This window comes from Streptomyces sp. NPDC002499, from assembly GCF_053595415.1.
In genome coordinates this window covers 370,132-380,804 of sequence record NZ_JBSFXO010000010.1, presented here as the reverse complement: position 1 = coordinate 380,804, position 10,673 = coordinate 370,132, and the positions used below count along the sequence as shown (strand labels likewise).

General features: G+C 71.9%; 13 protein-coding genes. 5 read left to right on the top strand and 8 right to left on the bottom strand.

What is annotated here, in order from left to right; translation table 11 throughout:
- The first annotated feature begins 78 nt into the window (after nt 1-78).
- Entirely contained in the window at nt 79-348 is a 270-nt protein-coding gene (locus ACWD5F_RS29340) for a GlsB/YeaQ/YmgE family stress response membrane protein (RefSeq protein ID WP_401721305.1), read from the top strand.
- Nucleotides 349-366: 18 nt separating this feature from the next.
- Here ACWD5F_RS29340 and ACWD5F_RS29335 read toward each other — a convergent pair whose 3' ends face one another.
- The gene (locus ACWD5F_RS29335; RefSeq protein ID WP_451258790.1) at nt 367-948 is read right to left on the bottom strand and encodes a hypothetical protein; all 582 of its coding nucleotides are present in this window, start codon (nt 946-948) and stop codon (nt 367-369) included.
- A 390-nt stretch (nt 949-1,338) separates the two neighbouring features.
- Between ACWD5F_RS29335 and ACWD5F_RS29330 the strand changes: the two genes are divergently transcribed.
- The 3 genes from ACWD5F_RS29330 (at nt 1,339) to ACWD5F_RS29320 (ending at nt 4,333) form a co-directional block, all read left to right on the top strand.
- The gene (locus ACWD5F_RS29330; protein ID WP_451258788.1) at nt 1,339-2,952 is read left to right on the top strand and encodes an MFS transporter; all 1,614 of its coding nucleotides are present in this window, start codon (nt 1,339-1,341) and stop codon (nt 2,950-2,952) included.
- A gap of 39 nt (nt 2,953-2,991) precedes the next feature.
- Complete coding sequence (locus ACWD5F_RS29325; RefSeq protein WP_451258786.1) at nt 2,992-3,951, top strand: D-2-hydroxyacid dehydrogenase family protein; 960 nt, start codon at nt 2,992-2,994, stop codon at nt 3,949-3,951.
- 91 nt (nt 3,952-4,042) lie between these two features.
- Nucleotides 4,043-4,333, top strand: coding sequence for a chaplin (locus ACWD5F_RS29320; protein WP_401721316.1), 291 nt, complete (start codon nt 4,043-4,045; stop codon nt 4,331-4,333).
- A gap of 122 nt (nt 4,334-4,455) precedes the next feature.
- On the opposite strand, the gene ACWD5F_RS29315 is transcribed toward ACWD5F_RS29320, so the two are convergent.
- The 7 genes from ACWD5F_RS29315 to ACWD5F_RS29285 form a co-directional block, all read right to left on the bottom strand.
- Nucleotides 4,456-5,322, bottom strand: a complete 867-nt coding sequence (locus tag ACWD5F_RS29315; protein ID WP_451258784.1) for a tyrosinase family protein — start codon at nt 5,320-5,322, stop codon at nt 4,456-4,458.
- Nucleotides 5,306-5,800 carry a tyrosinase family oxidase copper chaperone gene (locus tag ACWD5F_RS29310; protein WP_451258782.1) on the bottom strand — a complete coding sequence of 165 codons (495 nt, stop codon included), beginning with the start codon at nt 5,798-5,800 and terminating at the stop codon, nt 5,306-5,308. The genes ACWD5F_RS29315 and ACWD5F_RS29310 overlap by 17 nt, the downstream gene beginning before the upstream one ends.
- Before the next feature lie 177 nt (nt 5,801-5,977).
- Complete coding sequence (locus tag ACWD5F_RS29305) at nt 5,978-6,496, bottom strand: hypothetical protein (protein ID WP_401721323.1); 519 nt, start codon at nt 6,494-6,496, stop codon at nt 5,978-5,980.
- A 225-nt stretch (nt 6,497-6,721) separates the two neighbouring features.
- Nucleotides 6,722-7,219 (bottom strand): DUF5949 family protein, encoded by a 498-nt coding sequence (locus tag ACWD5F_RS29300; RefSeq protein ID WP_401721326.1) that lies wholly within the window; start codon nt 7,217-7,219, stop codon nt 6,722-6,724.
- A 232-nt stretch (nt 7,220-7,451) separates the two neighbouring features.
- Complete coding sequence (locus tag ACWD5F_RS29295; protein ID WP_124000080.1) at nt 7,452-7,742, bottom strand: hypothetical protein; 291 nt, start codon at nt 7,740-7,742, stop codon at nt 7,452-7,454.
- Between the two features lie 304 nt (nt 7,743-8,046).
- Nucleotides 8,047-8,799, bottom strand: coding sequence for a hypothetical protein (locus ACWD5F_RS29290; RefSeq protein WP_451258779.1), 753 nt, complete (start codon nt 8,797-8,799; stop codon nt 8,047-8,049).
- Nucleotides 8,800-9,056: 257 nt separating this feature from the next.
- The gene (locus ACWD5F_RS29285; RefSeq protein WP_124000082.1) at nt 9,057-9,296 is read right to left on the bottom strand and encodes a chaplin; all 240 of its coding nucleotides are present in this window, start codon (nt 9,294-9,296) and stop codon (nt 9,057-9,059) included.
- 258 nt (nt 9,297-9,554) lie between these two features.
- On the opposite strand from ACWD5F_RS29285, the gene ACWD5F_RS29280 reads away from it, so the two are divergent.
- Nucleotides 9,555-10,649, top strand: coding sequence for a DUF3344 domain-containing protein (locus ACWD5F_RS29280; protein ID WP_451258777.1), 1,095 nt, complete (start codon nt 9,555-9,557; stop codon nt 10,647-10,649).
- Nucleotides 10,650-10,673: the final 24 nt, after the last annotated feature.

Genomic DNA, 10,673 nt, shown 5'->3' with positions numbered 1-10,673 from the left:
GGCGATGGAACGGGGTATCCGACCTAGGCTTGCGCAACCAAGCAACCGACTGAGCAACCCTGACTGGAGGACAACGACGTGGGCATCATCGGCTGGATCATCCTCGGCCTGCTCGCCGGAGCGATCGCCAAGATCCTGCTGCCCGGCCGCGACCCGGGCGGCCTGATCGGCACCACCCTCATCGGCATCGCGGGCGCCTTCGTCGGCGGCTGGCTCTCCTCCCGCTTCCTGGACCGCCCGGTGGAGAACCACTTCTTCGACCTCTACACCTGGGGCTCGGCGATCGCCGGCTCGCTGGTCCTGCTGATCGGCTACCGCCTGCTGTTCGGCAACACGCGCCGCGACTGACCAGGAGCCGCCGAGGGTCTACGGGGCGCGGGAACCGGGTACGGCGCGGCCATCGCGCTCCCCCACCCGCGCCTCCTCAAGACACCTCCGCAGGAACGGCACCATCCCGCGCTCCAGCAGAGCCGCCTCCCACTCCTCGCCGCCCCGGCCGTCGTCACCCTGACCGGCGTCGCCCTGACCACCGTCGCCCCGGCCGGCCTCAGCGCCCTCCTCGAGAGGACGGCTCCGCGCCGCCGCCACCAGCAGCCACCCCAGATCGCCGACCGCCACCCCGACGGCCACCGCCCCGGTGAGCAGCGCCGCCGTGATCAACCCGCCTCCGACGTACGGCCGGTCCGCGAAGACGCGCATGCCGTACCCGGCGATCAGCAGGACCACCGCGGCCACCGCCGACAGCACGGGAATCAGCATCACCAGCAGGTTCTGGACCCCGTCCGAGCCGTTCGCCCTGGCCGCGGCGACGATGCCGGCGCGCTCGTCCAGCGCCCTCTCCCGCAGCCACTCCCGGTCCACCGACCCGCCGACGCGTTCGAGGGCCTGTTCGAGCACCCGCTCGAACAGCGCCCCGTCGATGTCCTGCGACGGTCCAGGATCTGCCATGTCTCCCCCGTTGGTTGAGGACTGGCGAGTGTAATGGTTCATGACTTGCGCAACCTTTGAAGGCCGGACGTCTGCGGGCATGGAGGCGGTCCCCCAAAGCCTCGATTTCCCGGAATCAACGGCATTCACACGCCCGAAGGCGTAACACACCCATAGGCATAGGGTTGCCGAATTGTTATCCGGTGAATTCCGTTGTCCACGGCGGACGTTGAATGTCAAGGCCGCCGAACAGACCGCCGGTACAGCTGTCGAAAATCCGCTGATTATCGGTTCCGGATGTCGGATTCCCAGGTTTTCGCGCCCCGTGGCCCGCTTCGACTCCTCATCCCGCCCCAGAGTGTCGGCCGGAACAACCGACCCCGGTGCACGGCACCGCAAAGGGAGAATTCAGTGAACGTCACGACCACGGCGGGCGCGCCGGTCGAGCGACGGGCGGCCACGCTCGTCATGGCCTGCGTCGGCGTCTTCGTCGCCTATCTGCCGGTGACCACCGTCTCGGTCAGCCTGCCCACCGTCCAGCGCGCCCTGAACGCGTCGACCTCCCAGCTCTCCTGGGTGTCCGACGCGTTCGTGCTGCCCATGGCCGCGCTCATCCTGACCGCCGGCGTCTTCGGCGACGTACACGGCCGCAAGAAGGTCTTCCAGGCGGGCCTCGCGTTCGCCGCCGCCGGCGCGGCCGTCGCCCTGTGCGCGGGCTCCGTCCAGGTGCTGTGGGCGGGCCAGGCCCTCGCCGGAATCGGCGCGGCCGCTCTGCTGCCGACCACCCTCGCGCTGATCAGCCACGCCGTCCCGGACCCGCGCGAACGCGGCAAGTACGTCGGCCTGTGGGCGTCCGCCCTGCTGGCGGCGCTCGCCGTCGGCCCGCTGATCGCCGGCGTGATCCTGAACCACGCCGGCTGGCGCTGGATCTACCTCCCGGCCCTCCCGGTGTCCCTCCTCGCCATGGCGATCGCCGCCCGCACGCTCGTCGACTCCCGCGCCCCCGGCGCCGCCGCCCGCCGCCTGGACTGGCCAGGCCAGCTCACCGCCGCGCTCGCCGTCACGGCTCTGGTCTACGGGGTGATCGAGGGCGGCGCCGAGTCCTTCACGGACGTCAAGGTGCTGCTCGCCCTGTTCGTCGCGGTCGTCGGCGGTGTCGCCTTCGTCATGGCCGAGCGGCGCAGCACGAGCCCGATGCTGGATCTGTCCCTGTTCCGCAGCCCGGGGTTCAGCGCCACCACGCTGGTCGCGATGATCAGCTTCCTGGGTCTGATCGGGTTCTTCTTCGTGCTGAGCCTGTACTTCGGCATGGTGCAGCGGCTCGACACGCTGGAGGCCGGCTACCGGCTGCTCATGGTCACCGGCGTGTGTCTGCTGGTGGGCCCGATCGCGGGCCGACTGATGCACCGCATCGCACCCCGCCTCATGATCACCGCTGGTCTACTGGTCACCGCGGGCGCGCTGTTCGCGCTCACCGGCATCGACGCCGGCACGTCGTTCGGCTCACTGGCCTGGCGGCTGGCGCTGCTCGGCCTGGGCCTCGGCTGCGTGATCACCCCGATGACGGCCACCGCCGTCAGCTCGGTGCCGCACCACCTGGCCGGCATGGCCGCGGCCGGCAACAACGCCTTCCGCCAGGTCGGCGGCGCCCTCGGCCCGGCCGTCCTCGGCACCCTGCTGACCACGCGGGCCACCGACGCCCTGCCCGGCCATCTCACCGACGCGGGCCTTGCCCGGCCGACGGTCGAGACGGTCACCGCGGCGGTGGACCGAGGCGGCCTCGGCGCCGCGGCCGGCCTGGACCTCGGCCCCGACGGGCCCCGCGCCCTGGCGGCCCTCAGCGAGGCCTTCCTGGACGGCCTCCAGCTCTGCCTGCTCGTGGCCGGCACCCTGGCCCTGCTCGCCGCCCTGGTCGCCGCGGTCCTGCTCCGCCCCCGCCGCGAATCCCTCACCAGGGCCGCCGCCTCCCCCGCGCAGGAGCACCCACCGGCCGACGCGGCCACCGACCTCGTACGCGACCATTAGTCACTGATCTCTGCCACTCATCCGAGGAGAGGACCCGACGTGCGCCTGCGCTGTGCTGTGCTCGACGACTTCCAGCAGGTCGCGACCGAACTGGCCGACTGGTCGTCCGTGGCCGGGCAGGTGGACGTCGTGTCCTTCTCCGAACACTTCGGCTCCGAGGACGAACTGGCCGCCGCCCTGGCCGAGTTCGACATCGTGGTCACCCTGCGCGAGCGCGTCCCCTTCCCGGCCGGCCTGCTCGCCCGCCTCCCCCGGCTGAAGCTGCTGATCGCCTCCGGCATGCGCAACACGGTCATCGACTACGCCGCCGCCGAGGCGCACGGCGTCACCGTGTGCGGCACCGCGAGCTCCTCGACCCCGCCCGTGGAGCTGACCTGGGCCCTGCTGCTCGGCCTCGCCCGGGGGATCGTCGAGGAGAGCAACTCCCTGCGGTCCGGCGGGCCTTGGCAGCAGTCGGTGGGCGCCGACCTGCACGGGCGGCAGCTCGGACTGCTGGGCCTGGGGAAGATCGGCAGCAAGGTGGCGCAGGTCGGGCTGGCCTTCGGGATGCGGGTCGGCGCCTGGAGTCAGAACCTGACCGAGGAGCGCGCGGCGGAGGTGGGCGTCGAACTCGCCGCCTCCAAGGAGGAGTTGCTCTCCGACAGCGACTTCGTCTCCGTCCACCTCGCCCTGGGCGACCGCACCCGCGGCCTGCTCGGCCCCGCCGAACTCGCCCTCCTCAGACCCACCGCCTATCTGATCAACACCTCCCGGGCCGCGATCGTCGACCAGGACGCGCTGCTCGCCGCGCTCCACGAGGGCCGGCTCGCGGGAGCGGGCGTCGACGTCTTCGACGTGGAGCCCCTCCCCGCAGGTCACCCCCTGCGCACGGCACCCCGGCTGCTCGCCACGCCCCACCTCGGTTATGTGTCGCGGGCGAACTACGAGACGTACTACGGACAGGCGGTCGAGGGCATCCGGGCCTTCCTGGACGGAAAACCGGTACGACGACTGGGATGAACGACCGTGACCACCTGTCAGCGGAGGCGTTGAACGGGAAGTGCGACGGCGAGTGGTGCCGGCGCACTCCTCGAGTACAAAGGAGAACGTGATGTCTCGCATCGCGAAGACGGCCGCCGTCGCCCTCGGCGCCGGTGCCGTGGTCCTCAGCGGGACCGGCCTGGCCATGGCGGACGCCGGCGCCCAGGGCGAGGCCGTCGGCTCGCCCGGCGTGCTGTCCGGCAACGTCGTGCAGGTCCCGGTCCACATCCCGGTCAACGTGTGCGGGAACACCGTCAACGTGATCGGCCTGCTGAACCCGGTCTTCGGCAACAGCTGCGCCAACCTGAGCGACCACAAGGGTGGTCACCCCGGCCCGGGCGGCTACGGCTACGGCGGCTGACCCACAGTCGTACAACCGGTCGTACCGGCAGTACCGCAGTACCCACGGAAGAGCCCCGGCACCTCGAGCGCCGGGGCTCTCCCCGTGTCCGGAAGGTCATGTCCGGCCGGGAGACACGACCGTCAGGCGTACCGGTAGATCCGACTGACGTCCTCCAGCGACTCCGGTGTCACGTTCCAGGGCGGCATCTTCTCGCGCCGGGCGACGATCCGGCCGTGCTGCCGGTTGGCCGGTCCCGGCGGGGTGGCCGGCAGATAGCGGGCGCCGCGGTGGCGGCTCTGCCAGCGGGACCACTGCAGGTCGACGAAGGCGTGGTGCAGCCAGAAGACGGGGTCGTTGACGGAGGCCCCGCCGAGCATGACCCCGCCGACCCACCGGTGGACCCGGTTGTGGTTGCGCCAGGAGACGGTGCCGCGGCCGGTGCCCCACCCCTCCAGTTTGTTGCGGAACCCCTTGGTGAGCGTGGAGTCCCAGGGCGAGAAGTCGTACACCGGCTCGGCGAGCGCCGACTCCAGCTCGGACTTGGTGGGCAGCGTCATCGGGTCACGGGCCCGGCCGAGGTCCCGGGTGAGGAACTCCCCGTCGGTGACACCCTCCTTGATGGTCCAGTTGCCCGTCCCGTAGGCGAAGGGTCCGGTCGTCACCTGATGGTCCGAGCTCCGCCCGTTGCCGCCGAGCAGGTCCTTGGTCCAGGGCGCGGAGGTCGCCGTACGATTCCGCGTCCAGTCCCAGTACGGCACCGACACCGAGGAGTCGACCCGGCGCAGCGCCTTCTCCAGCTCCAGCAGGAACTGCCGGTGCCAGGGCAGGAAGGAGGGCGTCATGTGCGCCGCCCGCAGCCCGTCCTCGCCGTCGGCCGTGTAGTACTCGATGTGCGTCCGTACGAACTCGTCGTACTCCCCCCGCCGTTTGACCTCCAGCATCGCCTTCACGAACCGCTTCCTCTCGGCGGCCGTGAGCGTGCTGACGTCCTTACGCGTGTACGCCATGTTCGCCCCCCATGTGCATCTTCCCCCCGCTCATCGGCCCCGGCGCGAGATCGCGCAGCTGCTCACCGGGGCCCAGTTCATCGACCGCCGCCCGGGCCGCCGCGAGCGGCGTCGGGTACGAGCGGTAGTGGTCGATCATGCTCAGCCAGGTGCCGTCGGCCCGGCGCATCAGGTGCAGCGGGCGGCCGTCGACGGTGACCTCCCAGTGGATGTTCCGGCCGGATGCGTGTGCCGCGGCCGTCGGGACACCGACGATGTGCCGGCCCCGGTAGGTCTCGTCGAACGCGCCGTCCCCGGGCCGCGGTTCGTCGTGCACGGGCCGGGAGGCGGCGACGACGGGCGCGAGCGCCAGGGCCACGGCCGGCACCAACAGCCCACGCAGCACGTCCCGTCGGGTGCCCTGCGCGGGCCCGCCTCTCGCGCCGCCCTTCGCTGCCGGTTCCGCACCCACGGGTACTCCACCCACGCTGACGACCATGGCCTGCCTTTCCTCGGGTCCGTCTCTCCACCCCGGTAACCGCCCGACGGCCCGCACGGTCACGTCGTAGGGCTCACGGAGTGACCGGGTCCGGACATGCCGACGGGCCCGGACCCGTCGCGGCGGTCCGGGCCCGTCGGCCCTGTCGTGTCGTTCGTACGAGTGCGCAACCCGCCCTTACAGGCCGGGGCCGAGCCCCAGGTTCGCGCCCGGCACCGTCTGGAGCACCGGCGCGAGGACGCCCGCCTGCGGGAGCTTGAGGTCGGGCAGGCCGGCGTTGTCGGCGTTCGGCGGGGTCAGCGGGGCGTCCAGGGACAGGCCCGGCGCGAGGGTGCGCAGGTCGGAGGCGGGCGTCTGGAGACCGACGTGGTCGAAGTCGTCGCCCAGGATGTGCGGCAGCGGGGCGCGCAGGCCGAGACCGGGCAGGCCGCCGTGCACCGGCAGCTGCGGGATCACACGCTCGGGGATGAGGCGGCCCTCGACGTACCGCGGTCCGTCCGGCTTGCCCGGCATGGGCACGGGGATCTCGCCGCCGACCTTGGGCAGTGCGATGTTGAGGGCCTGCTCGGCGCCCTCCAGCGGCACGGGGACGGGGACCGTGCCGACCGCGGCGGCGGGGGTCGCGGTGGCGGCGCCCACGGCGGCCGCGACGCCGGTCAGGACGGCGGCAAGGGTTCCTCGGGTGGTCGACTTCATCTCGGGTACGGTCCCTTTCGGACGGTCGGAGGGCTCTGCGTGCGTACCGAGTAACGAGGCCGCCGACGGCATCAGTTCAAGTTTCGCCCGGGTGCAGCAGTAGTCAGCTTGTCGAGAAGTCCCACCAGTTGAACGGTCCGACCCGTCCTCCCGGCCCGGCCGGTCCCGTCGACGGCGACCGGGCCCGTGGGCGGATCCCGGTCGCCGTTGGATCAAGTCCCCGCGTCAGCCGCGCAGTTTGCGGGCCGGCAGGACGACGTGGGCCGCCGAGTTGAGGGTCTCCTCGGAGCCCGCGAACGCGGCCAGCGCCTCCGCCTCCAGCGGCTTGCCCGGCTCGGCCTCGGGCCAGGGGCGGGTGGTGAACACCAGGTAGGCGTAGCCGCGCTCCTCGACGGCCGCGAGCCACTCGGGCGGCGGGACGCACTGGGCGTTGCAGCCCGGCATGGTGACGACGGCCTGGCCGCCCTCGACGAGCATGCTGACCGGCAGGCTCGGCCGGGTGGCGGCGTCGACGAGCTCACCGCCGACGGGCAGCCCGGCGTTCTTGAGCAGCTGCGCCACGGCGGCGGAGGAGGCCTCGGGGCCGTTCGGCGCGTCCCCGAGGGGATAGGCGAGGAGATAGGGCATGTCGCCGTCGGGGGCCTCGCCGCTCCAGGCAAGCACGACGAGCGTGCCCAGGTCGGCGGCGCCGAACGGGCGGGTTTCGCTTGAGGTTGAGGTCACCGCGCGACCTTATCGACGCTCCGGAAGGCCCCCTGACGCCTCATCACCCGACCGGGCGATCGTGCCCGCCGTGTCCACACGAACGGGGGACGGCGCTCGAACACGGCCGAGGGCCGACTCCGCGCGGTGAGGACTCGCCGAGGAGTCCGCCGGGGGAATCGGCCCTATCGGTGAAACGCCGGGAAACGTAGGAAATCGCCGGGAATCCCCGACAAACGCCGCCGGAATTACGTCACTTCTGCAGCGGAAGCCCGCCGAGCAGCCCACCGGTGTTGTTCAGCGCGGCGGTCGCGCCCTTCACGGTGTTGAGCAGCGAGTCCTTGTTCTCGGTGTCGAGGGCGTTCGACTGGTGCTGCAGCGGCATGACGTCGACCGGGTCCACGCGACCGCTGGTGAGCGTGTTCACCGCACCGTTGAGGCTGGTGGGCGTCACATCGGAGGCGTTGTAGGCGAACGCGGGCGCGGCGGCACCGACGAGGGCCACGGAACCGGCAACGACTGCGGCGGCCTTCAGGGACTTCATCGGGTTCGGGTTCCTTTCTTCGGCAACTCAAGTCACCAGGTGGAATTCTGACGCCGTGCCTAACGACTTCCCACGGGGCGGGAAACCCCGGAAGCAGAAAATTTCTGCGGCCCACCCGAATGAACGGTGCGTCCGATCCGCGTTTCTCATCCTCATATGAAAAGGCCGCCGGGCCGACCCGGAATGGATCGGCCCGACGGCCTTTCGACGTGCCCCACCAGCCTGCCCCCACCAGCGTGCGCCTACGGGCGTACGTCTTTCGGCATACGCCCCCAGGCACACGCCCGTAGGCGCGCGCCCGGCGTCAGCTCGTCGGCAGCGCGGGCAGCGCCGGCGGCGCCACCGGGAGCGAAGGTGCCGCCGGAAGCGCCGGCAAGGCCGGCAGTCCGGGCAGGCTCGGGGCGGGCAGGCCGCCGCCCAGCAGGGTGGCGGCGAGGACGTTGACCAGTCCGGTCAGGACACCGGTGACCGCGGGGACGACCTGCGACACATCGCCGGAGGTGACCGCCGCGAGCAGGGTGGTGACCGCCTTCTGGAGGGCGGCGAGGGCGTCGGCCGTGAGGTCGGCGGGCGCCTGCGCCTGCGCCTTGGCGTCGTCCGCCTCGACGTCGCCGCCGCTCTTGGTGGTGGGCAGCCCGGGCAGGGCCGGCACGGCCGGCAGCGCCGGAGCCGTCGGGACGGCCGGCACCGCCGGAACCGCCGGTGCCGCAGGAACCGCCGGAGCGGCCGGGGCCGCGGCGGTGACCTTGGCGATGGCGTCCTTCACCGCGTCGCCCAGCTTGGTCGCCTGGTCGGCGGAGAGCTGGCCGTTGTCGGCGCCGAGCACCGCGTTGAGCAGGTCGGTGACCGGGGTGAGCACGGTGCCGAGGTTGCCCAGGCCCTTCACCTGGGCGAGGAGCGCGTCCGCGCCGGGGACGGGCGCATGCGCCGCAGCCTGGACGCTCCGCTCCCGGGCCGAGTAGGCGTCGACCGCGACGGCCGCCGGTGCGGCGAGGCCGATGAGGAGGGTGGCGCTGAGGGCGGTGGAGGCGATACGCCGTGCGGGCAGAGCACGCATGGGTGTTCCTTTCGGTGGTGCGTCGGATCTTGAGCCCACCGTGAAAGCGCCCACTGCACTCTGCAACCGAGCGAACACGCCCGGCCACGCCCCGGTCCCGGCACCTTCGACGTCCTCCCTGGTGAGAAGCGCGTCGACGGGTGCACGCCAAGTCCGGCACCCCACCCCCCATTCGGGGCAACGAGAACCGGCCGCCCGCCCGTGATGGAACCACGGGAGGACGGCCGGCCCAGGGTGTTGCGCTGCGTCGACAGACGTCAGTCGTTGACGCACTCGTTGCCGAACGCGGGGTTCAGCAGCGCGATGACGTTGACGGTGTTGCCGCAGACGTTGACCGGCACGTGGACCGGCACCTGGACGACGTTGCCCGACAGCACGCCCGGGGAGTGGGCGGCAGCGCCGTGCGCGTCGCTGTCGGCGGAAGCGATGCCGGCGCCGCCGGCGACGGCCGCGGCGGCGACGGTGGTAAGGGCCAGGCCCTTCGCGATACGCGACATGGAGAGGTGCTCCTTGGGGGTTGACACAAACATCCGGGCGGACACCCGGCGCTGTGTCAACGCGCGGCGCCCGCGCGGGTTGTGCCGCCAATGGGGTGATCCCGAAAAGAGGGCCCCTTCACCATTCCGACACACTTGTCACGTTTCGCCGGATTAATACGGATAGCGGCTAGAGTTGCGCACCTCCTCACACACCCCTATAGCAAGCAAATCGCATTCATGACGCCCCCCTGACTTCCCGAAAGGGCCAAGCCGGTCATGCGCATTTCTCTGGGTCCGCCGCTGCGCCGTGCGACGGTGGGAGTCCTCGCCCTCGCGACGATCTGGGTACCCGGCGGTGCGCGGGCCGCCGCGCCGCCCGCCACCGAGGCGCAGCGCGTCCCCTTCGCCGAGCGCTACCACGCGGTGCAGCACGGCGGCATCGTCCGCGCGGCCAACGCGGCCATCAGCTGCCGCACCGGCGCCACCGCAAGTACCCCCGCCTGCCCGGCCGTTCGCGAGGGCGGCCGGGGCGCGAACGGTGACTTCGACATGTTCTACGTCGATGTCGACCGCGACCCGAACACCTACAACTCCTCCCGCGCCGAGGTCCGGCTGCCGCAGGGCGCCCGGGTGACGTACGCGCGCCTGTACTGGGGCGGCAACCTCAAGGTGGGCGAGCAGAAGCCGCCGAAGGACAACGGGCGGGTGCTGATCGCGGAGCCCGGCGGGGAGTACAAGCAGGTCCTCGCGGACACGGTCGTGGGACACCGGGCGGCGAAGGGCGCGGACGCGTTCCAGGCCTCCGCGGACGTCACGAAGCTGGTCCGGGAGAGCAGTTCGGGCCTGTACACCGTGGCGCAGGTCAATGTGGCGATGGGGAGGTCGGCCGCCGGCGCGTGGGGCGGCTGGACGCTGGTGGTGGCGTACGAGAACGCGGCGGAGCGGCTGCGGCGGCTGTCCCTGTGGGACGGTTTCGACTCGCTGGAGCCCGGCGCGGGCCGCGAGATCCGGCTGCGCGGGGCGCGGATTCCGAAGGGCGCCGGCGGCCGGGTCGGGCTCGTCGCGTACAACGGCGACCGCGCACGCACCGGAGATTCGCTCACACTGTCGACCGGCCGTGGTTCGAACACCCTGTTGGCCGATTCCGCCAACCCCGGTGACGACGTACTGAATTCCACCATCTCGGAGCCCGGCGCGGCCCCGGAGTCCCGGGTTCCGGCGTACTCGAACACGCTCGGCTACGACTCCGATGTGTTCGATCTCGGCAGCGCTCTGCGACGCGGCGGTGACCAGCTGGCCTTCCGGCTCGTTTCCCAGCGGGACGCGGCATGGGCCGGCGTGCTCTTCGCGGCCGTCGACGCACAGCAGTGAGGCGCGTTCCCGCCCGCAGTCCCG

What these genes read in the sequence shown, in the direction of transcription:
- ACWD5F_RS29335 (WP_451258790.1), bottom strand. Translation starts at nt 948, where the DNA reads ATGGCAGATCCTGGACCGTCGCAGGACATCGACGGGGCGCTGTTCGAG.
- ACWD5F_RS29320 (WP_401721316.1), top strand. Translation starts at nt 4,043, where the DNA reads ATGTCTCGCATCGCGAAGACGGCCGCCGTCGCCCTCGGCGCCGGTGCC.
- ACWD5F_RS29315 (WP_451258784.1), bottom strand. Translation starts at nt 5,322, where the DNA reads ATGGCGTACACGCGTAAGGACGTCAGCACGCTCACGGCCGCCGAGAGG.
- ACWD5F_RS29310 (WP_451258782.1), bottom strand. Translation starts at nt 5,800, where the DNA reads ATGGTCGTCAGCGTGGGTGGAGTACCCGTGGGTGCGGAACCGGCAGCG.
- ACWD5F_RS29305 (WP_401721323.1), bottom strand. Translation starts at nt 6,496, where the DNA reads ATGAAGTCGACCACCCGAGGAACCCTTGCCGCCGTCCTGACCGGCGTC.
- ACWD5F_RS29295 (WP_124000080.1), bottom strand. Translation starts at nt 7,742, where the DNA reads ATGAAGTCCCTGAAGGCCGCCGCAGTCGTTGCCGGTTCCGTGGCCCTC.
- ACWD5F_RS29290 (WP_451258779.1), bottom strand. Translation starts at nt 8,799, where the DNA reads ATGCGTGCTCTGCCCGCACGGCGTATCGCCTCCACCGCCCTCAGCGCC.
- ACWD5F_RS29285 (WP_124000082.1), bottom strand. Translation starts at nt 9,296, where the DNA reads ATGTCGCGTATCGCGAAGGGCCTGGCCCTTACCACCGTCGCCGCCGCG.
- ACWD5F_RS29280 (WP_451258777.1), top strand. Translation starts at nt 9,555, where the DNA reads ATGCGCATTTCTCTGGGTCCGCCGCTGCGCCGTGCGACGGTGGGAGTC.